The sequence below is a fragment of the Curtobacterium sp. MCBD17_013 genome (assembly GCF_003234565.1).
GTDB lineage: Bacteria > Actinomycetota > Actinomycetes > Actinomycetales > Microbacteriaceae > Curtobacterium.
Map to the genome: position 1 here is coordinate 276,701 of NZ_QKTU01000001.1, position 24,021 is coordinate 300,721.

The window sequence follows — 24,021 nt, forward strand, 5'->3', positions numbered from 1 at the left end:
CGCTGCGGTGCTACCGTGGGTGCCGATGCACGCTGCACTCCTCCTCCTTCGCCGCCGCGACGAGGCCTGACCACCGGCCCCCCTCGTCGCGGAGTCCGTCGTCGGCCGACACGAGACCAGCAACGAAGCGAGTGACCACCATGCAGAACACGCAGCGCCCCTCCGAGATGCCGATCCACAAGTACGTCCCCTTCTCCGAGCAGATCACGGTCGACCTGCCGGACCGCACCTGGCCGACGAAGCAGATCACCGAGGCACCCCGCTGGTGCGCGGTCGACCTCCGTGACGGCAACCAGGCCCTCATCGACCCGATGGACGCCGACCGCAAGCGGGCGATGTTCGACCTGCTCGTGCGCATGGGCTACAAGGAGATCGAGGTCGGGTTCCCCAGCGCCTCGCAGACCGACTTCGACTTCGTCCGCAGTCTGATCGACGAAGGCGCGATCCCGGACGACGTGACGATCCAGGTCCTGACGCAGGCCCGCGAGCACCTCATCGCCCGCACGTACGAGGCGATCGACGGGGCGAAGCAGGCCATCGTCCACCTGTACAACTCGACGAGCGTCGTCCAGCGTGACGTCGTCTTCCGGACCGACGTGCAGGGGGTCGTCGACATCGCGCTCGAGGGCGCCCGGATGTGCAAGGCGGCCGAGGCCACACTCCGTCACGGCACCACGGTGTACTACGAGTACTCGCCGGAGTCGTACACGGGCACCGAGCTCGAGGTCGCGCTGCGCATCTGCAACGAGGTGCTCGAGGTCCTCGAGCCGACACCGGAGCGCAAGGTCGTCATCAACCTGCCCGCCACCGTCGAGATGGCGACGCCGAACGTCTACGCCGACTCGATCGAGTGGATGTCGCGGCACCTGAACCACCGGCAGAACGTGATCCTGTCGCTCCACCCGCACAACGACCGCGGCACCGCCGTCGCCGCGGCCGAGCTCGGGTACATGGCCGGCGCCGACCGGATCGAGGGCTGCCTGTTCGGCAACGGGGAGCGGACGGGCAACGTGGACCTCGTCGCGCTCGGCATGAACCTGTTCACGCAGGGCATCGACCCGATGATCGACTTCTCGGACATCGACCAGGTCAAGCGCACGGTCGAGTACTGCAACCAGCTGCCCGTGCCCGAGCGACAGCCCTGGGCGGGCGACCTCGTGTACACCGCGTTCAGCGGGTCGCACCAGGACGCCATCAAGAAGGGGCTCGAGGCCATGACGGCCCGGGCCGAGGCGGCAGGCAGCAGTGTCGACGACATGGTCTGGGCGGTGCCGTACCTGCCCGTCGACCCGAAGGACATCGGCCGGAGCTACGAAGCGGTCATCCGCGTGAACTCCCAGTCCGGCAAGGGTGGTGTCGCGTACCTGCTCAAGCAGGACCACGCCCTGGACCTGCCGCGCAGGCTGCAGATCGAGTTCTCCGGCGTGGTGCAGCGGCGGACCGATGCCGAGGGCGGCGAGTTCACGTCCGAGGCGATCTGGGAGCTGTTCAGCGACGAGTACCTGCCGGCGCCCGCCGAGGACGACAAGTGGGGCCGCTACGAGCTCACGAAGACGGCGACGTCGAGCGACTTCGGTGGGACGACGCAGCTCACCGTGACGATGCGCGTCGACGACGGCGGGGTGGACGCCCAAGCGGTCGGGACCGGCCCGATCGACGCGTTCATCCGGATCCTCGCGGACCAGGGCGTCGCGGTGACGCTGTACGACTACGTCGAGCACACCATGAGCGCCTCCGGTGACGCCAAGGCCGCCGCGTACGTCGAGCTCGACGTCGATGGCTCCCGCCTGTGGGGCGTCGGCATCGACGCCGACATCGCGACCGCCTCGCTCAAGGCGATCGTGTCGGCCGTCAACCGCGCGGTGCGCGCCGGTGCCGTCGCCGGGGAGGCCGTGCTCGCGTCCGCCTGACGCCCTGCGACGGCGCCGTCGGAGGCCCTGCGCCAGCGCGCGGTCGGAGGCCCTGCGCCGGCGCCGTCGGAGGCCCGTGGGATCATGGTCCGGTGCCCCTGTACCGCGACGAGTGCGTCGTCCTCCGCACCCACAAGCTGGGTGAGGCGGACCGCATCGTCACGATGCTGAGTCGGCAGCATGGCAAGGTCCGTGCCGTGGCGAAGGGCGTCCGGCGCACCGCGAGCAAGTTCGGTGCGCGCCTCGAGCCGTTCATGGTCGTCGACGCGCAGTTCTACGAGGGCCGGTCGCTCGACATCGTGACGCAGGCCGAGTCGATCGGGTCGTACGGGGCGCAGATCGTCGCCGACTACGGCAGCTACACGGCCGCGAGCGCCATGGTCGAGACCGCCGACCGGCTGAGCGACGCCGATGCGGGCCTGCAGCAGTACCTGCTCCTCGTCGGGGCGCTCCGGTCGCTGTCCCGGCAGGAACACGCGTCGAGCCTGACCCTCGACTCGTACCTGCTCCGCGCGATGAGCATCGCGGGATGGGCCCCGAGCTTCCGGGACTGCGCCGTCACCGGCGATCCCGGCCCGCACTCGGCGTTCGTCGTGCAGCTCGGCGGGGTCGTCGCGGACCGCGCGGCGCCGCCGGGCTCCCCACGACTCGATCCCGTGACGCTCGGCCTGCTCGGTGCGCTGCTTGCCGGGGACTGGGCGACGGCCGACGCGGCGGACGAGCGGACGCGCTCCCGGGCTTCCGGCGTGGTCGCGGCGTACGCGCAGTGGCACCTGGAACGATCGTTGCGCTCCCTCCCGCACGTCGACCGGAGCGAGCACCCCGTTCCGGTGACCCCCGGACCGACCGCAGGACGAGCAGAAGGAACCCCGAACGCATGAGCCCCCGCCGATCGGTGCCAGCGGAACCGTTCCGACCGCTGGACTGGACCGGCGAACAGCCGCCGTCCCTCCCGGCCGGTGCGGTCCCGGAGCACGTCGCCGTCGTCATGGACGGCAACGGGCGATGGGCGAACGAGCGCGGCCTGACGCGCATCGAGGGGCACCGCGCAGGCGAGGCGTCGTTGCTCGACGTCGTCGCGGGTGCGGTCCAGATCGGCGTGAAGCACCTGTCGGCGTACGCGTTCTCGACCGAGAACTGGAAGCGGTCCCCGGACGAGGTGCGGTTCCTCATGGGGTTCAACCGCGAGGTCCTGCACCGCCGTCGAGACCAGCTGAACGAGTGGGGCGTCCGCGTGCGCTGGGCCGGACGCAAGCCGCGGCTGTGGCGGAGCGTCATCGACGAGCTGCAGTACGCGGAGCGGATGACGGCCGGCAACGACACGCTCACGCTGACGATGTGCGTCAACTACGGCGGCCGCACCGAGATCGCCGACGCCGTCCGGAGCATCGCCGACGACGTGGCCGCGGGTCGGATGCGGCCCGCCCAGGTCACGGAGAAGGCGATCGCCCGACGGCTCTACACGCCGGAGATGCCCGACGTCGACCTGTTCGTCCGGAGCTCGGGGGAGCAGCGGACGAGCAACTTCCTGCTCTGGCAGTCGGCGTACGCCGAGATGGTGTTCCTCGACCGCCTGTGGCCCGACTTCCGCCGGCAGGACCTCTGGGACGCCATCCAGCTGTACGCCTCGCGGGACCGACGGTTCGGCGGCGCCGTGGACGCGCCGACGCCGCGCCCCTGAGCGTCGCAGGCATCGCGGGCGGCCCGCAGCCAGCCGGCCCGCTGCCAGCCGGTCCCGTGGCGAGCCGCGGAACCGGCCGGCAGCAGCGGCGCGACCGTCAGACGACGGTCGAGCGGTACCCGGACGCGACGAGCTGTCCGCCGCGCAGGGTGAGGACGGCGCTCGAGTGCTCGCTGCCGTCGGCGTCGTCCTTGCCCGGCGCGGGTCCGGTCCACGCGACGTCGATCGTGGCGTCCGAGACGACCGTGCTGTGCAGGGACACGATGTTGTGGGAGAGCTGCTCGGGCGCGTAGACGGACACGAACTGCAGGCTGGTCCCGCTCGTCCACCGCCAGACGCCGACGACCTCGGGCCACGGGACCCCGCCTGCGTCGCAGTACAGACCCGCGACGACGTCGTGGCTGCCGGCGCCCTCGAGCGACCCGACGCTGGTGAGCGCCGCCTCGGAGCGCCCCTCGCCCACGAGGGAGGACAGGGCGACCGTCCCCGCGTGCGCGGGCTGGGCGGGCAGTCGACCGTGCACGAGCCGCCCCGCGGTGTGCCCGCAGAGCGCCGGCACCGGAGCGTCCTGCAGCATCGCGACGAGGGCATCGCTGCTCGGCGTGCTCGCGGCCGGCGCCGCGCTCGGCGTGGTCGGTCTGCTGTTCGGTGTCGGGGAGCTCGTGGCGGTCGTTGCGGGTGTCGAGGCAGCGGTGGGCACGGCGCTCGCAGAGGACGTCGTCGTGGTGCGGTGCGCGACCGCGGTCCCGTCGGGTCGGGTGGTACCGGCGGTGCAGCCGGTGATCGCGAGGGCGGTGGTGACGCCGAGCGCGATCGTGGTCCCCCAAGCGAGCGCACGGCTGCTGCCGCCACGCACGCGGTGTGTTGTCATCGGATCTCGTCCTGTCGTTCGTGGTGTTTGTTGACCGATCGTCAACTGGACATGACGGTACGCATTCCCCGACGACGTGGCGTACCGGTCCGATCACGGTCCGCTCGGTGTCGGCTGTGGGCGCTGAGCGCCCGCACAGGCGGAGTGCCGCCGGTAGCATTGCCCGGTACGTCACCGCACCGGGCATCCAGCTCGGCGACCTCTGGAGCACCCTTTGGCACAGCCCTCCCGTCTCGACAACGTCATCGCCCTCGCGAAACGTCGTGGCTTCGTCTTCCAGTCCGGCGAGATCTACGGCGGATCGCGGTCGGCGTGGGACTACGGGCCCCTCGGCGTCGAGCTCAAGGAGAACATCAAGCGCCAGTGGTGGCAGCGGTTCGTCCGTGGCCGTGGGGACATGGTGGGCCTCGACTCCGCGGTGATCCTGCCCCGCAAGGTGTGGGAGGCCTCGGGTCACGTCGCGACCTTCACGGACCCGCTCGTCGAGTGCCTGCACTGCCACCACCGGTTCCGGCAGGACCACCTGGTGGACGCGTTCGTCGCGAAGAAGGACCGGCAGCCCGAGGGCGGCATGGCCGAGATCGCCTGCCCGAACTGCGGCACGCGCGGCCAGTGGACCGAGCCGCAGAACTTCTCGGGGATGCTCAAGACCTACCTCGGGCCGGTCGACAACGAGGAGGGCCTGAACTTCCTCCGGCCGGAGACCGCGCAGGGCATCTTCGTCGACTTCGCGCAGGTCGTCACCACGAGCCGGATGAAGCCCCCGTTCGGCATCGGCCAGGTCGGCAAGGCGTTCCGCAACGAGATCACGCCCGGCAACTTCATCTTCCGCACGCGTGAGTTCGAGCAGATGGAGATCGAGTACTTCGTGCCCCCGGCGGAGGCCGCCGAGTGGTACGAGCGCTGGATCACGGACGCCGTCGCCTGGTACACCGACCTGGGCATCGACCCGGAGCACCTGCGCCGCTTCGACGTACCGGACGGCGAGCGGGCGCACTACTCCGACGCCACCGCGGACATCGAGTACCGCTTCGGCTTCGTGTCGGGGGAGTGGGGCGAGCTCATGGGCGTCGCGAACCGCACCGACTTCGACCTGACGAACCACATCGACGCGTCGGGCCAGGACCTCCGGTACTTCGACCAGGCGTCCGGCGAGCGGTACACGCCGTACGTCATCGAACCGTCGTTCGGACTCACCCGCGCCCTCATGGCGTTCCTGCTCGACGCCTACCACGAGGACGAGGCCCCGAACGCCAAGGGCGGCGTCGACAAGCGCACGGTCCTGCGCCTGGACCCCCGTCTCGCCCCGGTCAAGGCCGCCGTGCTGCCGCTGTCGCGCAACGAGCAGCTGTCGCCCGTCGCGCGCGGCCTCGCCGACGACCTCCGACAGTTGTGGAACGTCGACTTCGACGACGCCGGTGCGATCGGCCGTCGGTACCGCCGGCACGACGAGATCGGCACCCCGTTCTGCATCACCGTCGACTTCGACACGCTCGAGGACCGCGCCGTCACCGTCCGCGAGCGCGACACGATGGGGCAGGAGCGCGTGGCGCTCGACCAGCTCCAGGGGTACCTCGGGTCACGCCTCGTCGGCGCGTAGTCGACCGGCCGCCCCGGCCCTCCCGACCGCGGGAATGCGGCCGGGAGGGCCGGGGTTGCGCCCGTCATGAGCGAAACCGTGAAGGTCGATGTCTGGTCCGACATCGCCTGCCCCTGGTGTTACATCGGCAAGCGCAGGTTCGAGGCGGGTGCGGCGGCCTTCACGGCCGGGTCCGCGGAGACCACCGGGATCGAGATCGAGTACCACTCGTTCGAGCTCAGCCCGGACACCCCGGTCGACTTCGAGGGCAGCGAGGCGGAGTTCCTGGCGCGCCACAAGGGGCTGCCGGTCGCGCAGGCGCAGCAGATGATCGACACGGTGACGGGGATCGCGGCCGGGGTCGGCCTCGAGTACCACTACGACACGCTCCACCACACGAACACGGTGAAGGCGCACCAGGTGATCCACCTCGCCAAGACCAAGGGCCTGCAGCTGCCCATGGTCGAGCGCATGTTCGCCGCCTACTTCGTGGAGGGTCGCCACGTCGGGCACGACGACGACCTGGCGGACCTCGGTGCCGAGGTCGGTCTCGACCGTGACGAGGTCCTCGCCGTCCTCCGGGACGACGCGCAGCTCGACGCCGTGCGTGCCGACCAGGCGCAGGCGCAGGCGTTCGGCATCACGGGCGTCCCGTTCTTCGTCATCGACGGCAAGTACGGGGTGTCGGGTGCCCAGGATCCCGCCACCTTCACGCAGGTGCTCGAGCAGGTGGTCGCGATGCGGACCGCGGAGGACGTCGCCGCGACGACGGCGCGAGCAGCTGACGACGCGGACGCCGACGCGGCGGTCGTCGCCGAGGGCGCACGATGAGCGCGCTGCCGGGTCTCGACGGACGGGAGGCGGTGCAGCGACCGGTCCCGCTCCTCCCGACTGGTGGTGGGCTGGTGGCGCTCGACCTGGCCGGAGGCGCGCCGGTCTGCGAGGGCGACGTCTGCTTCGTGCCGGGTGCCGAGGGCGCCTGGACCGAGGTCCCTGACTAGACCGCCGACGCGCCATCACGGGCGCGAGATCGCAGTCGTTGCCGTTCTGGGCGCGGCGACAGTGGCAACGACTGCGATCTCGCGGAACGGGGACGGGCCGGACCGGGGCGGGTCAGGAGCGCTGCGGTTCCTCGTCGGTGATGTCGGCGAGGACGGCGCGGTAGGCGGCGACGAGCGCGTCCGCGTCGACGAAGGCGCTCGCGCCGTGGCGACCGCTGCCCATCGCGATGCGGCGGCCGGCGATCCGCTCGTCGGCGTACACCGGCCACGGCGTCGTGCTGCCGATCGGCGTGATCGTGCCGCGTTCGTAGCCGGTGGCCTCGAGCGCGGTACCCGCGTCGGGCATCGACAGCTTGTTGACACCGACGACCGCGCGGAGCTTCTTCCAGGCGATGCTGCGGCCGCCCGGCACGAGCGCGAACAGGTACCCGCCGTCGTGCCGCTTGACCACGAGCGACTTGACGATGTCACCGGGCTGGATGCCGAGCGCGGCCGCGGCCTCCCCGAGCGAGGCGGACGGGCCCCGCTCCACGATCTCGACCTCGAGCCCACGAGCGGCGGCGTCGGCGGCGAAGCGGTCGGGGCCGTCCATGGCGGTCGTCATGCCCGAGACGCTAACAGGGGGATCCGGCGCGGCGCTGCGCCACCGAGCATCTGGGACAATGGAGGACGATGACGATCACGAGTGCACCCGCAGCGCCCCTGCGCATCGGCCCCATCGAGGTCGCGGCGCCGGTCGTGCTCGCCCCCATGGCGGGGATCACCAACATGGCGTACCGCCGCCTCTGCCGCGAGTACGGGGCCGGCCTCTACGTGTGCGAGATGATCACGTCGCGGGCGCTCGTCGAGCGGACACCGGTGTCGATGCAGCTCATCCAGCACCACGAGTCCGAGACCCCGCGGTCGATCCAGCTGTACGGCGTCGAGCCGAACACGGTGGCCGAGGCGGCGACCATGCTCGTCGCGGAGGACCGCGCCGACCACATCGACCTGAACTTCGGGTGCCCCGTGCCGAAGGTCACCCGCAAGGGCGGAGGGGCAGCACTGCCCTGGAAACTGGACCTGTTCCGCGAGCTCGTGACCAAGACGGTCCGCGCCGCTGGCGACGTGCCGGTCACGGTCAAGATGCGCAAGGGCATCGACGCGGACCACCTGACGTACCTCGACGCCGCGCGGATCGCGCGGGACGCCGGTGTCGCGGCGATCTCGCTTCACGCCCGGACGGCGAACGAGCACTACTCGGGCCAGGCGGACTGGTCGGCGATCGCGACCCTCAAGGAGACGATCACCGACCTGCCGGTACTCGGGAACGGTGACATCTGGTCGGCGGCCGACGCGCTGCGCATGGTCGACGAGACCGGGTGCGACGGCGTCGTCGTCGGTCGCGGGTGCCTCGGTCGCCCCTGGCTGTTCGGCGACCTGGCGGCGGCCTTCCGCGGCGAGGACGTCCGGGCGATGCCCTCGCTCGGCGAGGTCGCGGTCGCGGTCCGGCGGCACGCGGAACTCCTCGTCGAGTTCCTCGAGTCCGAGGAGCACGGTTGCCGCGACATCCGGAAGCACGTCGCGTGGTACTTCAAGGGCTACCCGATCGGCGGTGAGGTCCGATCCGCACTCGCGATGGCGTCGAGTCTGCAGGAGATCGACGACCTCCTCGGCCGACTCGACTGGTCCGCTCCCTACCCGGGTGCCGACGTCGAGGGCCCACGGGGTCGCGCGGGACACCCGAAGAAGACCGCGCTGCCGGACCGATGGCTCGAGAGCCGCGACGTCGACGCGGAGTTCCGGCAGGTCCTCGCCGCGGCCGAGCTGCACCACTCGGGCGGCTGATGGACTCCCTGACGGGGCACGGCGGGTTGGCGAGCTACGGCCCCGCCGACGCCGAGCGGTGGCTGCCCGAGGAACACTCGAGCCGACGGAGCGACTTCGCCCGTGACCGCGCCCGCCTGCTGCACTCGAGCGCGCTCCGGCGACTCGCGGCCAAGACGCAGGTGCTCAGCCCGACCACCGGCCTCGACTTCGCCCGCAACCGCCTGACGCACTCGCTCGAGGTCGCCCAGGTCGGACGGGAGCTCGCGGACAGCCTCGGGCTCGACCCGGACGTCGTGGACACCGCGTGCCTGGCCCACGACATCGGACACCCGCCGTTCGGCCACAACGGCGAGACCGCGGTCAACGCCTGGGCGGCGGACATCGGCGGGTTCGAGGGCAACGCGCAGACGCTCCGGCTGCTCACGCGCATCGAGCCGAAGCTCTACGGCGAGGACGGCCGACCCTACGGACTGAACCTGACGCGGGCGAGCCTCGACGCGAGCTGCAAGTACCCGTGGCCAGCGGCGCAGGGCGTGCTCGAACCGTCGTCGGGCCGGCGGAAGTTCGGGTTCTACGACGACGACGTCGACGCGTTCACGTGGCTCCGCTCGGGCGCACCACGGCGGCAGCGGTGCATCGAGGCCCAGGTCATGGACCTGTCCGACGACATCGCGTACTCGGTGCACGACTTCGAGGACGCCGTCGTGGCCGGGTTCATCGACGTGGCCGCCCTCGGGGACCGCGTCGGCGAGAACGACATCGTGTCCGCCATGCACGCCTGGGTCGGCGACACCCTGAGCCGGGACGAACTCCTCGAGGCGTTCGACCGGCTGCGGTCGCTGTCGCTGTGGATGACCTCGTACGACGGCTCCCGCGTCGCGCAGGCCCGGCTCAAGAACCTGACGAGCCAGTTCATCGGCCGGTTCGCCCGCACCGCGACCCAGGCGACGCGGGCCTCCTACGCCTCGGGCAGCCTGGTCCGGTTCGCGGCGAGCGTCGTCGTCCCGCCCGAGATCATCGGCGAGATCGCGGTGCTCAAGGGCATCGTCGCGGCCTTCGTCATGACGCAGGGCGACCGGCAGCCCGTGTACGAACGCCAGCGGGCGGTGCTCACCGAACTCCTCGACGCGCTCGTCGCGGCGGAGGACCGCGAGCTCGAGCCCGGGTTCGCCGCGGACTGGCGGGCGGCCACCGACGACGCCGGCCGGCGTCGAGCCGTCGTGGACCAGGTCGCGAGCCTGACCGACCAGGGCGCGCTCGCATGGCACAAGCGCCTCGTCGCGGGCGTGCGCGAGACCGTGCACATCGCGGTCTGAACCCGGTCCCGGGGCGCGGGACCTGTCCACCCCCCGACGCCGGGTCCGCAGTCGGGGTCGGCGCCGCCGCGTAGGATCGTCGCGTGGCGGGACTCATCACGCGGGACGACATCGACGAGGTGCGTCAGCGTGTGAACATCGCCGACGTCGTGGGGGACTACGTGACGCTGAAGTCCGCCGGCGTCGGTTCCCTCAAGGGACTCTGCCCGTTCCACGACGAGCGGACCCCCTCGTTCCACGTGCGGCCCCAGGTCGGTCGGTACCACTGCTTCGGGTGCGGCGAGGACGGCGACGTCTACAGCTTCCTCATGAAGATGGACCACACGACGTTCCAGGAGGCCGTCGAGCGGATGGCCGCCAAGATCGGCTTCACGCTCCACTACGAGGACGGCGACGGCCCCCGCACCGACCACAACACTCGTGCCCGCCTGCTCGCCGCGAACGAGGCCGCGGCCACCTGGTTCATCGAGCAGCTCACGACCCCGGGTGCCGAACCCGCCCGGCGGTTCCTCGGCGAACGCGGGTTCGACCCCGCCGCGGCGGCGCGGTTCGGCATCGGGTTCGCCCCGAAGTCGTACGACGCCCTCCGGGACCACCTGCGCGGACGGGGGTTCAGCCTCGAGGAGATCGTCACCGCCGGCCTCGTCAGCCAGGGCGATCGGTCCCCGTACGACCGCTTCCGCGGACGGCTCATCTGGCCCATCCGCGACGTCACGGGAGCCACCATCGGCTTCGGCGCGCGGCGGCTGCTCGACGACGACAAGGGGCCGAAGTACCTCAACACCCCCGAGACGCCCGTGTACCACAAGAGCCAGGTGCTCTACGGGCTCGACCTCGCTCGCCGGGACATCTCGAAGAGCAAGCAGGTCGTCATCGTCGAGGGCTACACCGACGTCATGGCGTGCCACCTCGCGGGTGTGACGACGGCCGTCGCGACCTGTGGCACGGCGTTCGGCGTCGACCACATCAAGGTCCTCCGCCCCATGCTCGGCGACGTGTCCGGGCGCGACCCGTCCGCCACGGGCGAGGTCGTGTTCACCTTCGACCCGGACGAGGCCGGTCAGCGCGCGGCCTCCCGGGCCTTCGCGGAGGAGCAACGGTTCGCCGCGCAGACGTTCGTCGCGGTCGCCCCGGGCGGACTCGACCCGTGCGACCTCCGCCTCGCTCGGGGTGACGACGCGATCCGCCGGCTCGTCGCCGGGCGACGCCCGATGTTCGAGTTCATGATCCGGCGGACGCTGGACGGCCACGACCTCGAGACGGTCGAGGGGCGCGTGGCCGCGTTGCGGGCCGCGGCTCCCGTGCTCGCCGGCATCCGGGACCGCGCGATGACGCAGGGCTACGTCCGTGAACTCGCGGGCTGGCTCGGCATGGACATCGGTGAGGTCCGCAGCGCCGTCGAGACCGCGCGGCGCCGGCAGGGCACCTCCGGTGACGCTGCCGGGCCGGGACGATCCGCCGCGGCGGGGTCCCGGTACGCCGATGGCACCGGGGGAGTCCGCGGTGCCGACGGCCGCACGGGAGCAGCGTCCGGCGCGGCCGGGGCCCGTGCGCTCGCGCCGGGTGGCACGGGCGGCACCGGTGCCCCGGCTCCGGACGACGCCCCGACCGCGACGCTCCGCGCGCTCCCGAACGACCCGATCACGCGCATGGAGCGCGACGCCGTCATGGCGATGGTCCAGCAGCCCGAACGGGTCGGTGCCACGCTCGTCGGGCTCACGGCGGGTGCGGTGTTCACGGCCCCGGTGCTCGCGGTCGTGCGCGACGCCGTCGTGGCGAACGGGGACGCACTCGGTGGACCGGGGTGGCTCGACCGAGTGCTCGGCGACGTACCCGGGCCGTTCGCCCCGTTCGTCCAGGAACTCGCCGTCGCGCCGCTGCCCGCCCGTACGGATGAGGACCTGGCGTTGTACTGCCGCAGCATCGTCGTGGCCCTCGTCGAACGGGACCTGCTCGCCCGGAAGGCGTCCCTGCTCGGACAGCTCCAGCGCACCGACCCGCACGAGCAGGCCGATCGCCGCGCCGAGCTCCAGCGGCAGCTCGTCGCGATCGATGCCCAGCGGATGCGGCTCAAAGCGGACGCCGAGTCGGCTTGACGCCGCGCGCCGAATCGCGCCGCCGCGCGCCGACTCGCGCCGATGCGCGCCGGAGCACGCTTCCGTCCGGCCGGACGGTATTACGACGGTGTAAACAAGCGTCCCCCGATTCGTCCTCCAGGTGGCGGGGGTGCCAATCTTGAGTGTCCTCGCGCGCCCAGCAGATCCACACGCGCGACCGAGGACTCCTGCATCCATGACAGAGAGGCATACGGACATGGCTTCCGTGACCAAGCTGGGCAAGCGCGCCGCCGTGCTCGCCGGAGGGGCCCTGGCGACGACGCTCGTGCTCACCGGCTGTGCGGGCGGCGGCTCGTCCTCGAACCTGAACGGCCTGATCGTCGGCACGAGCGACAGCATCGTCTCGCTGGACCCGGCCGGGTCGTACGACACCGGGTCCTTCGTGGTCCAGAACCAGGTGTTCCCGTTCCTCATGAACACGCCGTCGGGCAGCCCAGACGTCAAGCCGGACATCGCGACCAAGGGCACCTTCACGAACCCGACGACCTACACGGTCACCCTCAAGAAGGGCCTCGAGTTCGCGAACGGGCACAAGCTCACCTCGAGCGACGTCAAGTTCTCGTTCGACCGCGAGGTCAAGATCAACAACGCGAACGGCCCGCAGTCGCTGCTCGCCAACATGAAGAGCATCTCGACCCCGAACGCGACGACGGTCGTGTTCCACCTGAACCACGCCGACCAGACCTGGCCGCAGGTGCTGTCGAGCCCGGCCGGCCCCATCGTCGACGAGCAGGTGTTCTCGGCGACCAAGCTGACGCCGGCGTCGAAGATCGTCTCCGGCGACGCCTTCGCGGGACAGTACAAGATCACGTCGTACAAGCAGAACGACCTCATCCAGTACGCCCGCAACGACAAGTACGACGGCGTGCTCGGCAAGGCGAAGACCGACCAGGTGACGGCGCAGTACTTCACCAAGGAGACGGACCTCAAGCTCGCGGTGCAGAAGGGCGACGTCGACGTGGCGTACCGCTCCTTCACGCCGACCGACGTCACGAACCTGGCGAAGAAGAAGGACCTCAAGGTCACTTACGGTCCGGGTGGCGAGCTCCGCTACGTCGTGTTCAACTTCAACACGCAGCCGTTCGGCGCGACGACGAGCGAGAAGGACCCGGCCAAGGCCCTCGCGGTCCGCAAGGCCGTCGCCGACGTCGTGGACCGCAACGCCCTGGCCAAGCAGGTCTACGACAACACCTACACGCCGGCGTACTCGATGGTGCCGGACGGCCTGACCGGTGCGACCACGCCGTTCAAGACGCTCTACGGCGACGGCAACGGCGGCCCGGACGTCCAGAAGGCGAAGAAGACCCTCGCCGACGCGGGTGTGACCGGCAAGGTGACGCTCAACATCCAGTACGCGCCGGACCACTACGGCGAGGCGAGCGACGACGAGTACGCGCTCCTCAAGACCCAGCTCGAGAACTCGGGCCTGTTCGACGTCAACATCCAGTCGACGCTGTACACGACCTACTCGGCCGAGCGCGTGAAGGACGCCTACCCGGAGTACCAGCTCGGCTGGTTCCCGGACTTCTCGGACGCGGACAACTACCTGTCGCCGTTCTTCACGAAGGACAACTTCGTGCAGAACCACTACGACGACCCGACGATCCAGAAGCTGATCGCGCAGGAGCAGGCGGAGTCCGACAAGACGAAGCGTGCGGACATCATCGGTCAGGCGCAGCAGCGTGAGGCCGAGCAGATCTCCACCCTGCCCCTCCTCCAGGGCAAGCAGGTCGCCGTCGCGAGCAAGGACGTCAAGGGCCTCGTGCTCGACCCCTCGTTCAAGTTCCGGTACGGGACGCTCACCAAGTAATCTCGGCACCACGTGCAGGGGGCGCTCCGACCGGGGCGCCCCCTCTCGTTGCCCGGCCGGGAGGACCGGGGCGACCCCGGTACGGTCCGCACGCCGACGAGGCGGGCGCGAACCGTCCCTCCCGACCGGCACCGGACAGAAAGGCACACAGCACTCGTGACCGTGACCAACGCGGACCCCGTGGCGGCGGAGCCGACGAAGGCGACCGCCGCTCGTCGCTCGGCCGGCGGGGGAGGGCTCGGACGGTACGTCCTCGTCCGGTTCCTCCTCATCTTCCCGACCGTCTTCATCCTCGTGACGCTCGTGTTCTTCCTCATGCGCGTCATCGGGAACCCGATCGTCGCCTCGGTGGGAGGGCGCCTGACGCCCGAGCAGCTGCAGGCGCGGTTGCACGCCGCGGGCTACGACCGTCCGGTGATCGTGCAGTACCTGCAGTACCTCGGACAGATCGTCCGCGGCGACTTCGGCACGACGGTCACGGACCACCGGCCGATCAGCCAGATCATCCTCGAGTACGGCGGCGCCACGGTCGAGCTCGTGTTCTACGCGCTCATCATCGCGCTCGTGCTCGGCATCCCGCTCGGCATGCTCGCCGCGTACATGCGCGACAAGTGGCCGGACGTCCTCCTGCGCGCCCTGGCGATCCTGACGTACGCGACCCCCGTGTTCTTCGGCGGTCTGCTGCTCAAGCTCGTGTTCTCGATCTGGCTCGGGTGGCTGCCGCTCGGCGACCGCGCCTCGACCCGGGTCGAACTCGCGCTGAACAACGTGCCCGGTGCCACGGGCATTTACCTGATCGACGCGCTCCGGACCGGCAACGGCGTCATCATCGGCGACGTCCTGCAGCACGCGGTGCTGCCGGCGTTCACGCTCGGGCTGCTGACGGCGGGCATCTTCCTGCGCCTCGTCCGCGCGAACATGATCGGCTCCCTCGGGTCCGACTACGTCGACGCCGCCCGGTCGCGCGGTGTCCGCGAGTCCCGGCTCGTGCGCACGCACGCCTTCCGGCCGGCCCTCGTGCCGATCATCACCGTCATGGGGCTGCAGATCGCCATGCTCCTCGGCGGGTCCGTGCTCACCGAGACGACCTTCGGGTGGCGGGGACTCGGGTTCGAGCTCCAGCAGTACCTGTCCGCGCGCGACTTCGTCGCCGTGCAGGGGATCGTCGCGGTCCTCGCCGTCATCGTCGCCGTCACGAACTTCGTCGTCGACGTGGTCGCGGCGCTCATCGACCCGAGAGTGAGGTACTGAGATGTCCGACGTGGCCCTCCTCGACCGCCGCGAGGCCTGGTGGAAGCGCCTGCCGATCGTCGAACAGCTCCGGCGGAGCGTCGGCTGGCAGCGGGCGATGCTCGTCACCGGAGTCGTCATCTGCGCGCTGTTCCTGCTCGTCGCCCTCTTCGCGCCGCTCATCGCGCCGTACGGGTTCGCGCAGTTGCAGGACGGCGCGGGCCATCCGTTCCCACGCACCGGCGCCCCGAGCAGCACGCACGTCTGGGGCACGACCGTCGGTGGGTTCGACGTGTTCAGCCGGGTGGTGTTCGGCGCCCGCACCGCGGTCCTCGTGGTCGTCGTCGCGGTCGTGATCTCCATCGTCGTCGGCGTCCTGCTCGGCATGGTCTCCGGGTACATCGGCGGCTGGCTCGACCGGGTGCTCGTGGTCGTCGCCGACGCCGTGTACGCGTTCCCGTCCCTCCTGCTCGCGATCGTCGTGTCGATCGTGATCTCCGGCGGTCAGTCGAGCTACGCGGGCGGCATCGTCTCGGCAGGCATCTCGATCACGGTCGTGTACGTGCCGCAGTACTTCCGCGTCATCCGTGCCGAGGCCGTCCGGCTCAAGGGCGAGGCGTTCGTGGAGTCGGCCCGCGTCGTGGGCACGAACCCGTGGCGCATCATGACGCGCCACGTGCTCCGCAACGCGACGCGCAGCCTGCCGCTCATCCTGACGCTCAACGCGTCGGACGCGATCCTGACGCTCGCGAGCCTCGGGTTCCTCGGCTTCGGCATCGGCCCGACCGCGGGCTCGGAGTGGGGGTACGACCTCAACCGCGCCCTGTCCGACACCGCGAGCGGGATCTGGTGGACGGGTGTCTACCCCGGCATCGCGATCGTGCTGCTCGTGCTCGGGGTCACCTTCATCGGCGAGAGCCTCAACGACATCTCCGACCCCCGCCTCCGTGCGCGCCGCCGCGCGAAGCAGCGGGTCACCGAGCGGCCGGTCCCGGCCGCGGCCACGGAAGGAGCGGGCGCATGACGGACGCGACGAACGAGGCGGGCGCCGCGCCGCGCCTCCACAACGGTCGGAGCACCGGGGAGGCGGTGGCGACCGTCGACGACCTGTCGGTCACCTTCGCCACGGACAACGGTGCGGTCGCCGCGGTCGACCACGTGTCGATCGACGTGCGGCCGGGTGAGGTCCTGGCCCTGGTCGGCGAGTCCGGGTCCGGCAAGTCGGTGACGGCCCGGAGCATGCTGCGCCTGCTCCCGGAGACCGCCACCGTGTCGGGTGCGGTCGTGCTCGGCGGCGACGACGTCGTGCGCGTCTCGTCGCAGCGGCTCCGGGAACTCCGCGGCACCGCGGGCGCGATGGTGTTCCAGGAGCCGTCGACCGCGCTGAATCCCGTGTTCACGGTCGGATGGCAGATCGCCGAGGGCATCCGTGCCCACGGTGGGGTCTCGAAGCACGAGGCCCGGAAGCGCGCCATCGAGTACCTGCGCCGCGTCGGGATCCCCGACCCCGAGCAGCGGGTCGACCACTACCCGCACCAGTTCTCCGGCGGTCAGAAGCAGCGCGTCGTCATCGCCATGGCCCTCGTCCTCGAGCCGAGCGTGATCATCGCGGACGAGCCGACGACGGCCCTCGACGTCACCGTGCAGGCGGAGATCCTCGACCTGCTCCGGCGCTGCCGCGACGAGTTCGGTGCCGCCATCGTCCTCATCACCCACAACATGGGCGTGGTCGCCGACCTCGCGGACCGGGTGGCCGTGATGTACCAGGGCGAGGTCGTCGAGGAGGCCGACGTACGGACGCTGTTCGCCGCGCCGACCGCCGACTACACGAAGCGCCTGCTCGCGGCCGTGCCGCGGCTGTCGGCCGCGACGACGAGCGACCGGCGGGCGCTGGTCGACGAGTCCGTCGCGCCGGTCGTGCGGGCTCGCGGTCTCGAGATCGAGTACCCGGGGCGGCTCGGATCGCCCGCGTTCTGCGCCGTCAAGGGCGTCGACCTGGCGATCCGCCCCGGCGAGGTCCTGGGACTCGTGGGCGAGTCGGGGTCCGGCAAGACGACCATCGGCCGGGCGATCGCGGGCCTCACGCGCGTGACCGGCGGGTCCCTCGAGGTGCTCGGCACCGAGATGCTCGGCTACCGCGAGCGCGACTTCAAGCCCCGTCGCAAGGAGATCGGGTTCGTGTTCCAGGACCCCGCGACGAGCTTCAACCCGCTGCTGACGATCGCGGAGGCCGTGGCCGAGCCGCTCGTCGTGCACGGTGAGGCCCGGTCCCCGCGCGCCGCCCGCGCACGGGTCGACGAACTGCTCGAGGCCGTCCAGCTGCCCCGGGCGTACGGCGAGCGGTTCCCGCACGAGCTCTCGGGCGGTCAGCGGCAGCGCGCGTCGCTCGCGCGGTCGCTCGCGCTGCGGCCGAAGCTGCTCATCGCCGACGAACCGACGAGTGCGCTCGACGTGTCCGTGCAGGCCCGCGTGCTCGAACTGTTCCTCGAGCTCCAGCAGGACCTCGGGTTCGCGTCGTTGTTCATCAGCCACGACCTCGCCGTCGTCGGCGCGCTGTCCGACCGGATCGCCGTGCTTTACCGGGGCGACCTCGTCGAGGAGGGCACCGCGGCCGAGGTCCTCGGCGCGCCCCGGCATCCGTACACCCAGCGCCTCCTCGCGTCCCTGCCGGTCCCGGACCCGGCGGAGCAGGCGGAGCGACGGCGTACCCTGGAGCAGCTGGCGGCGCAGTGATCGACGGCTCCCGCGATCAGGAAGGGGACGCATGGTCGGGGTGAACGGTCCCGCGGTCATCGCGGACGACGTGTCGATCGAGTACCGCGGCACCGGCGCGGCCCGGCCGGTCCGTGCCGTCGACGGCGTCAGCCTCACGGTGCAGCAGGGCGAGATCCTCGCCGTGCTCGGTGGTTCCGGGTCGGGCAAGTCGACCCTCGCCGCGGCGATCGCCGGACAGGTGGGGGACCCGCGCGAGGGCGAGGCATCGGCCCGTCGGCACATCGTCGGCGGCGAGCTCACCGTGCTCGGACAGGGCCTGCGTCGGCTCGGCACGCACTCGCGGCGCCGCACCCGGCTGACCGGCACGATCGGCTACCTGAGTCAGGACGCGGCCGACCACCTGAGCCCGGACCTGACCGTCGGCGAGGCGATCGCCGAGCCGGTGTACGCGCGGGACCGACGGTTCGACCGGAAGGTCGCCGGCCTCATGGTCGCGCGCCTCGTCGACGCCGTGCACCTGCCGCTCGGGATCATGCGCTCGCACACGTGGGAGCTCTCGAGCGGGCAGCGGCAGCGCGTCGCCCTCGCCCGGGCGCTCGTGCTCGAGCCGCAGCTCCTCGTGGCCGACGAGCCCGCGCGGGGCGTCGACGTCCTCGTCCGCCAGTCCGTGCTCGAGGCCCTCGCGACCATCCAGCGCGCCCTCGGGTTCTCGGCGGTCGTCGTCTCGAGCGACGTCCGGGAGGCCCGTGCCCTGGCCGACCGCGTCGCCGTGCTCCGCGAGGGGGGGCTCGTCGGGCTCGGCACCTTCGACGAGGTGTTCGACGCGCCACTCGACCCCTACGTCAAGACCCTCGCCGCGACCGCCGCACGGCCCGTCAAGCGGGCCAAGCCGACCTCGCGTCGGATGGCACCCCCGATCGAGACGGCCGTCGCGGCCACGACCACCGAAGGAACCGTGTGAGCACCAACGAACGGCAGCAAGCGACCCGCGGCCACCGCGCCGTCGTGACCGACGCCGGGCGGCCCCTCCCGGGACCGGTCCCGACCCCGGGCCCGGTCGCGGTCCTCCCGGCCCCGGCGGACCTGCACGTCGCCGCGGTGGAGGCGGCGGGCGGCTCCGTCGCGCCGGCCTCGGCGGACACGCGGGGCATCGTCTGGCTCGACGCGCGCGACGCGCAGGGCCTGGCGGACGCGCTCGCGGCCTCGCCCGGCGTGACGTGGGTCCAGCTGCCGTTCGCCGGCGTCGACGCCTTCGCCGACCTCATCGCGGACCACGGCGACCACGTGCTCTTCACGAGCGCGAAGGGTGCCTACGCGGAGCCGGTGGCCGAGCACGCGCTCGCCCTGACGCTCGCGACGCTCCGCGTGCTGCCGAAGCGCGCCCGGGCGACGAGCTGGGCGACCGAGCCCGAGGGCGTGTCGCTGTACGGACGGAACGTCGTCGTCATCGGTGCGGGCGGGATCGCCCTCGAGTACATCCGGTTGCTCGCCCCGTTCGACACCGAGGTCACCGTCGTCCGACGGTCCTCGGAGCCCGTGCCCGGAGCGGCGCGCACCGTCACCGTCGACCACATCGACGAGGTCCTGCCGGATGCCGACGTCGTGATGATCGCCGCCGCGATGACGTCCGGCACCGCGCGACTGCTCGACGCCGACCGCCTGGCGCGCATGCGTCCCTCGGTCCGGATCGTGAACATCGCCCGTGGCGGACTCGTCGACACCGACGCGCTGCTCGCTGCGCTGCGGAGCGGGCAGATCGCCGGCGCGGGCCTCGACGTCACCGATCCCGAACCGTTGCCCGACGGCCACCCCCTGTGGGACGAGCCGGGCGTGGTCATCACGCCCCACCAGGCGGACACCCCGGACATGGTGGCGCCGCTGCTCGCCGAACGGATCCGCGTGAACACCGCGGCGTTCCTCAGTGGTGACGGCACCGGGTTCATCGGGGTCGTCGATCCGGCTGCCGGGTACTGATCGCAGGTGCCGGCGGCCCGGCGCCGGCCCGGCTCGCTGTTCCTCGTCGACTCAGCGGGAACGACAACGGCCCCCCGCAGATGCGGAGGGCCGTCGCCGTGGATCGCTCCCCGACTTGGACTCGAACCAAGAACCTGCCGGTTAACAGCCGGCTGCTCTGCCAATTGAGCTATCGAGGAATGCTGCTGAACAGCGGGTACGAGCATACCAGCACTCCGGGCTCGCCACGACCACGGGGCCGCATCCCGGGCGCGTCACGCTCCGAGCTGACACCGGTGCGGTCACGTCGGATGCCCGTCCGCGCCAGGAGACCCTGTTAGCGTTCTCAGGTGCGGATCGTCCGGAGGAGCGCGGCGGCGACGGCGCTCGGGCTGGCGCTCGCGTCGCTGCTGGCCCTGGGCGCGTGCACGACGAACGAGCCGGCCGCGCCGCCCACCGCGGGCGCGCTGCCGTCGACCGCGAGCCCGCAGGCACCCGGCCCGGCATCGGGATCCCCGAGGACCGCAGCAGGCGCGGGTGCGTCAGCGGACACGGGGGCCTCGTCGGACACCGCTCCGGGCACGGGCGCGGGGGCGGGTACGGACAGCGTCGGCGCGAGCCCCGTCGTGTTCGCCTTCCGCTGCCGGACCACGACGAGCAGGAGCGCGACGGACGGCGTCCCCGACGACGACTCCGGCGACGTCACGCTCTTCACCACGTACGCCGCCGCATGGGAGGCCCGGAGTCGCTCCTGCACCGCCGTGCGGATCGCCGGGTCGGTGCCGTCCGACCAACAGCGTGCCGCCGTGGCGGCGGCGGGCGGGGCGCTCGGGCTCCGCGCGCTCGCGGGCCGGTGCGCAGAGGTCGGGACCGGTCCCTTCGACGGCAGGGTGGCCTCCCGACATGCGTTGCTCGAGGCCCGTGCCGTCGTCCTCTACTGCCCGGGGCACCCGCAGATCGCGCGCGTGCGCGCCGCCATCGCCGCGGTCGAGGGCTGAGGGGTCAGCCTTCCGGGTGGTCGCGACCGGGGAGCCAGGACTTGCCCGGCACCCCCCAGCTCTGCTTGCGCACCGCCTTGAGTGCGGCCTTGCCGTACGGGTGGGACAACCGGTCGGCGTAGAGCACGCCGTCCAGGTGGTCGTACTCGTGCTGAAAGACGCGGGCGAGCCAGCCGTGCGCCTCGATCTCGTACGGGGTGCCGTCAACGTCCTGCGCGCGGAGGATGGCGCCCTCGGCCCGACGGAGCGGGAACCGCTCGCCCGGGATGGACAGGCAGCCCTCGGACTCCTCGTCCTCGTCGAGGTCCGCGTGGGTCTCCGGGACGAGGGGCGACGTCCACAGCACGGGGTTCACCGCCGCGCCCCGCCAGAGCTCGCCGTCGTCGTCCCTCCACGAGAACACGAACAGACGCTTGGCGACCCCGACCTGCGGCCCGGCCAGCCCGACGCCCGGAGCGAGGTCCATGGTGGCGTACATGTCGTCGACGAGCGCACGGAGTCCGTCGTCGAAGGCGGTGACCTCGGTCGCAGGAGCGTGGAGCACGGGATCGCCCGTGATGCGGATCGGGAGGACGGCCATTCGTCCAGGCTATCGGCCAGCCGAGCGGTAGCCTCGACCCCGTGGCGCCGGACCTCGTCGATCTCACCGATCGCATCAACATGACGCCGTTCCAGGCGCTCATGATCCCGGTGGCCCTCGTCGGCAGCGTCTTCCTGTCGCTCGGCGCGCACTTCCAGAGCGCCGGCGTGCACCGGGTCGAGGCGCGCATCGGCAGGCAGTCCGGCGGCCTGTCGGTCCGGCACGTGCTCGCGCTCCTCGGCAGTGGATCGTGGGTGCTCGGCACCCTCATGCTCGGGTGCGCCGTGGTCCTCCAACTCGTCAGCATCACCTTCGCGCCGCTCATCGTCGTGCAGCCACTCGGGGCCGTCGCCCTCGTCATCACGACGTGGTTCTCGACGCGCTCCTCGGGCGTCCCGCTCGACGCACCCTCGCGTCGGGCGGTGTGGACCTGCATCGTCGGCGTCGGGATCTTCGTGGGGATCGCCGCGCTCGTCGGACACGAGACGCCGATCTCGCACAGTCAGCTCGTGACGGTGCTCGTCGTCCTCGCCGTCGTGCTGGCGATCGTGCTGCTGTCCTTCCGGCTCGTCCGCAGGCGGCGCAACCCCCTGTACTTCATCGTCGGGGCCGGGATCCTCTACGGCTTCGTCGCCACGCTCGCCAAGGTGACGCTGAACCGTGTGGTGAACGGCACGTTCGACTGGGTGACCGCCGTCGCGATCGCGGGGGTGATCGTCGCCGCGGTACTCGGCGGCTACTTCGTCCAGAACGCCTACGCCAGCGGATCGCCGGACCTCGTGATCGCCGGCCTGACGGTCATCGACCCGATCGTCGCCGTGGGGATCGGCATCGTCGTCCTGCGCGAGGCCACCGGTGCGCCGTGGTTCGCCGTGGCCGGGTTCCTCCTCGCCGCGGCGATCGCGATCACGGGCGTGTTCCAGTTGGCGAAACACCAGCCCGAGGCGCGACGCTGAGCGTCGCCCGGCGCACCGGGCCGGGCCACGGTCTGTACCGATGCGCAGGACCGGGCCGACCCGCCGACGCCCGGTGGGGGCGTGCGCGGCGAGGCGTGCGGTAGCGTCGGAGGCCAGCCGAGCATGAGACGAGAGGACGACGCGCCCCGTGCCAGGACAGGACGAATCGACGACCACCCCCAGCGGGCGACCGGAGCGGCTCCGCATCCTCCTCGCCGCCGACACCTTCCCACCGGACGTCAACGGCGCCGCGGTGTTCTGCGAACGACTCGCGATCGGCCTCGCCGAGCGCGGGCACGAGGTGCAGGTCGTCGCGCCCGCCGCCAACCGCCACCACGGCACGCACGACGAGGAACACGGCGGCGTGACCTTCGTGGTGCACCGGCTCTTCTCGATGAAGTGGCCGCTCCACTCCTGGCTCCGGTTCGCGTGGCCCTGGACCGTGCGCCGGAACACCGCCCCGATCCTCGACGCGTTCAAGCCCGACGCGCTGCACATCCAGTCCCACATCGTGATCGGCCGTGGCATCGCGCGTGAGGCCAAGGCACGCGGCATCCGCGTCATCGCCACGAACCACTTCATGCCCGAGAACCTGCTCGAGTACGCACCGTTCGGACGGTGGACGCTGCCGATCGCCCTCAAGATCGCGTGGGCGGACGCGGCCAGGACGTACCGGCTCGCCGACGCGGTCACGACGCCCACCCGGAAGGCGGCGGCCTACCTGCAGGCCGCGATCAAGGCCCAGCAGGTGCTCGCGATCTCGTGCGGCATCGACGCATCCCGGTACACCTCGCGTGACCTCCGACCGCCGCGGAACGAGATCGTGTTCGTCGGCCGCGTGGCGCCCGAGAAGCAGCTCGACGTACTGGTGCGTGCCCTGCCCCTCATCCCCGCCGAGCTCGAGGCGACGATCCGCATCGTCGGTGGCGGCGAGATGATCCCGCGGCTGTCCTCGCTCGCCGAGGAACTCGGGGTGGCGGACCGCGTCGTGTTCACCGGGTACCAGTCGGACGAGGACCTCCGGGCAGCGCTGACGAACGCCACCGTCTTCGCGATGCCCTCGACCGCCGAGTTGCAGAGCATCGCCTCGCTCGAGGCGATGGCCTCCGGACTGCCGGTCGTCGCAGCGGATGCGATGGCCCTGCCGCACCTCATCGACGGCAACGGGTACCTGTTCCGTCCGGGCGACCCGCAGGACCTGGCGGACAAGCTCACCGCCGTGCTCGCAGCGCCCGACGACGAGTACCTCCGCATGAAGCGGCAGAGCCTCGACATGATCGTCGACCACGACATCAACCGCACCCTGTCGACGTTCGAGGCGCTGTATCGTGGTGAGCCGGTGCCCGATGGCCCCGGCGCGGGGCGGTAGCCAAGCTGGTCAAGGCAGTCGGCTCATAACCGAACGATCCGCGGGTTCGAGTCCCGCCCGCCCCACCGCCGCGTTCGCCGCGGCGCGTCCGGTCGGTGGTCGTCCTCGGAGCCGGCCGCTCGCCCG

At 71.5% G+C, this 24,021-nt stretch carries 21 protein-coding genes and 2 tRNA genes; 19 read left to right on the forward strand and 4 right to left on the reverse strand.

The window, feature by feature from the left end:
* Nucleotides 1-140: 140 nt before the first annotated feature.
* The 3 genes from leuA to DEI81_RS01235 all read left to right on the forward strand — a co-directional run bounded on the left by leuA (nucleotide 141) and on the right by DEI81_RS01235 (nucleotide 3,591).
* Nucleotides 141-1,910 (forward strand): 2-isopropylmalate synthase, encoded by a 1,770-nt coding sequence (gene leuA / locus DEI81_RS01225; RefSeq protein WP_111008939.1) that lies wholly within the window; start codon nucleotides 141-143, stop codon nucleotides 1,908-1,910.
* Nucleotides 1,911-2,002: 92 nt separating this feature from the next.
* Entirely contained in the window at nucleotides 2,003-2,791 is a 789-nt protein-coding gene (gene recO / locus DEI81_RS01230; protein WP_111008679.1) for a DNA repair protein RecO, read from the forward strand.
* Complete coding sequence (locus DEI81_RS01235; protein WP_111008680.1) at nucleotides 2,788-3,591, forward strand: isoprenyl transferase; 804 nt, start codon at nucleotides 2,788-2,790, stop codon at nucleotides 3,589-3,591. The genes recO and DEI81_RS01235 overlap by 4 nt, the downstream gene beginning before the upstream one ends.
* 97 nt (nucleotides 3,592-3,688) lie before the next feature.
* On the opposite strand, the gene DEI81_RS01240 is transcribed toward DEI81_RS01235, so the two are convergent.
* The gene (locus tag DEI81_RS01240) at nucleotides 3,689-4,462 is read right to left on the reverse strand and encodes a hypothetical protein (RefSeq protein WP_146243979.1); all 774 of its coding nucleotides are present in this window, start codon (nucleotides 4,460-4,462) and stop codon (nucleotides 3,689-3,691) included.
* A gap of 214 nt (nucleotides 4,463-4,676) precedes the next feature.
* Between DEI81_RS01240 and DEI81_RS01245 the strand changes: the two genes are divergently transcribed.
* From DEI81_RS01245 to DEI81_RS16120, 3 genes are all read left to right on the forward strand, one after another.
* Nucleotides 4,677-6,062 carry a glycine--tRNA ligase gene (locus DEI81_RS01245; protein WP_111008682.1) on the forward strand — a complete coding sequence of 462 codons (1,386 nt, stop codon included), beginning with the start codon at nucleotides 4,677-4,679 and terminating at the stop codon, nucleotides 6,060-6,062.
* A gap of 66 nt (nucleotides 6,063-6,128) precedes the next feature.
* A complete protein-coding gene (locus DEI81_RS01250) occupies nucleotides 6,129-6,872 on the forward strand; it encodes a DsbA family protein (RefSeq protein WP_111008683.1) in 744 nt (247 codons plus the stop codon).
* On the forward strand, nucleotides 6,869-7,042 hold the full coding sequence (locus DEI81_RS16120) for a hypothetical protein (protein ID WP_181434648.1): 174 nt from the start codon (nucleotides 6,869-6,871) through the stop codon (nucleotides 7,040-7,042). Before DEI81_RS01250 ends, DEI81_RS16120 begins: the two co-directional genes overlap by 4 nt.
* A gap of 112 nt (nucleotides 7,043-7,154) precedes the next feature.
* On the opposite strand, the gene DEI81_RS01255 is transcribed toward DEI81_RS16120, so the two are convergent.
* Nucleotides 7,155-7,646, reverse strand: a complete 492-nt coding sequence (locus tag DEI81_RS01255) for an aminoacyl-tRNA deacylase (RefSeq protein WP_111008684.1) — start codon at nucleotides 7,644-7,646, stop codon at nucleotides 7,155-7,157.
* A 68-nt stretch (nucleotides 7,647-7,714) separates the two neighbouring features.
* On the opposite strand from DEI81_RS01255, the gene dusB reads away from it, so the two are divergent.
* From dusB to DEI81_RS01300, 9 genes are all read left to right on the forward strand, one after another.
* Nucleotides 7,715-8,869 (forward strand): tRNA dihydrouridine synthase DusB, encoded by a 1,155-nt coding sequence (dusB, locus tag DEI81_RS01260; protein WP_111008685.1) that lies wholly within the window; start codon nucleotides 7,715-7,717, stop codon nucleotides 8,867-8,869.
* Nucleotides 8,869-10,167: a deoxyguanosinetriphosphate triphosphohydrolase gene (locus DEI81_RS01265; RefSeq protein ID WP_111008686.1), complete on the forward strand. Its 1,299-nt coding sequence runs from the start codon at nucleotides 8,869-8,871 to the stop codon at nucleotides 10,165-10,167. The genes dusB and DEI81_RS01265 overlap by 1 nt, the downstream gene beginning before the upstream one ends.
* 83 nt (nucleotides 10,168-10,250) lie before the next feature.
* On the forward strand, nucleotides 10,251-12,263 hold the full coding sequence (gene dnaG, locus DEI81_RS01270) for a DNA primase (RefSeq protein ID WP_111008687.1): 2,013 nt from the start codon (nucleotides 10,251-10,253) through the stop codon (nucleotides 12,261-12,263).
* Nucleotides 12,264-12,480: 217 nt separating this feature from the next.
* Nucleotides 12,481-14,094 (forward strand): ABC transporter substrate-binding protein, encoded by a 1,614-nt coding sequence (locus tag DEI81_RS01275; RefSeq protein ID WP_111008688.1) that lies wholly within the window; start codon nucleotides 12,481-12,483, stop codon nucleotides 14,092-14,094.
* A gap of 156 nt (nucleotides 14,095-14,250) precedes the next feature.
* Nucleotides 14,251-15,345: an ABC transporter permease gene (locus DEI81_RS01280; RefSeq protein WP_375334748.1), complete on the forward strand. Its 1,095-nt coding sequence runs from the start codon at nucleotides 14,251-14,253 to the stop codon at nucleotides 15,343-15,345.
* 1 nt (nucleotide 15,346) lies between these two features.
* Nucleotides 15,347-16,348, forward strand: a complete 1,002-nt coding sequence (locus DEI81_RS01285; RefSeq protein WP_111008689.1) for an ABC transporter permease — start codon at nucleotides 15,347-15,349, stop codon at nucleotides 16,346-16,348.
* A complete protein-coding gene (locus DEI81_RS01290; RefSeq protein ID WP_111008690.1) occupies nucleotides 16,345-18,057 on the forward strand; it encodes an ABC transporter ATP-binding protein in 1,713 nt (570 codons plus the stop codon). The genes DEI81_RS01285 and DEI81_RS01290 overlap by 4 nt, the downstream gene beginning before the upstream one ends.
* A gap of 31 nt (nucleotides 18,058-18,088) precedes the next feature.
* Complete coding sequence (locus tag DEI81_RS01295) at nucleotides 18,089-19,000, forward strand: ATP-binding cassette domain-containing protein (RefSeq protein WP_111008691.1); 912 nt, start codon at nucleotides 18,089-18,091, stop codon at nucleotides 18,998-19,000.
* A complete protein-coding gene (locus DEI81_RS01300) occupies nucleotides 18,997-20,013 on the forward strand; it encodes a D-isomer specific 2-hydroxyacid dehydrogenase family protein (RefSeq protein WP_111008692.1) in 1,017 nt (338 codons plus the stop codon). Before DEI81_RS01295 ends, DEI81_RS01300 begins: the two co-directional genes overlap by 4 nt.
* Nucleotides 20,014-20,119: 106 nt before the next feature.
* Here DEI81_RS01300 and DEI81_RS01305 read toward each other — a convergent pair.
* A tRNA-Asn gene (locus DEI81_RS01305) sits at nucleotides 20,120-20,192 on the reverse strand.
* Nucleotides 20,193-20,342: 150 nt separating this feature from the next.
* Between DEI81_RS01305 and DEI81_RS15910 the strand changes: the two genes are divergently transcribed.
* The gene (locus tag DEI81_RS15910; RefSeq protein ID WP_146243980.1) at nucleotides 20,343-20,990 is read left to right on the forward strand and encodes a hypothetical protein; all 648 of its coding nucleotides are present in this window, start codon (nucleotides 20,343-20,345) and stop codon (nucleotides 20,988-20,990) included.
* A gap of 4 nt (nucleotides 20,991-20,994) precedes the next feature.
* On the opposite strand, the gene def is transcribed toward DEI81_RS15910, so the two are convergent.
* Nucleotides 20,995-21,570, reverse strand: coding sequence for a peptide deformylase (gene def / locus DEI81_RS01320; RefSeq protein ID WP_111008695.1), 576 nt, complete (start codon nucleotides 21,568-21,570; stop codon nucleotides 20,995-20,997).
* A 41-nt stretch (nucleotides 21,571-21,611) separates the two neighbouring features.
* On the opposite strand from def, the gene DEI81_RS01325 reads away from it, so the two are divergent.
* The 3 genes from DEI81_RS01325 to DEI81_RS01335 all read left to right on the forward strand — a co-directional run bounded on the left by DEI81_RS01325 (nucleotide 21,612) and on the right by DEI81_RS01335 (nucleotide 23,960).
* On the forward strand, nucleotides 21,612-22,526 hold the full coding sequence (locus DEI81_RS01325; RefSeq protein ID WP_258368413.1) for a multidrug DMT transporter permease: 915 nt from the start codon (nucleotides 21,612-21,614) through the stop codon (nucleotides 22,524-22,526).
* Between the two features lie 148 nt (nucleotides 22,527-22,674).
* A complete protein-coding gene (locus DEI81_RS01330) occupies nucleotides 22,675-23,895 on the forward strand; it encodes a glycosyltransferase (protein ID WP_111008696.1) in 1,221 nt (406 codons plus the stop codon).
* Nucleotides 23,886-23,960: transfer RNA gene (locus tag DEI81_RS01335), tRNA-Ile, on the forward strand. The genes DEI81_RS01330 and DEI81_RS01335 overlap by 10 nt, the downstream gene beginning before the upstream one ends.
* Nucleotides 23,961-24,021: the final 61 nt, after the last annotated feature.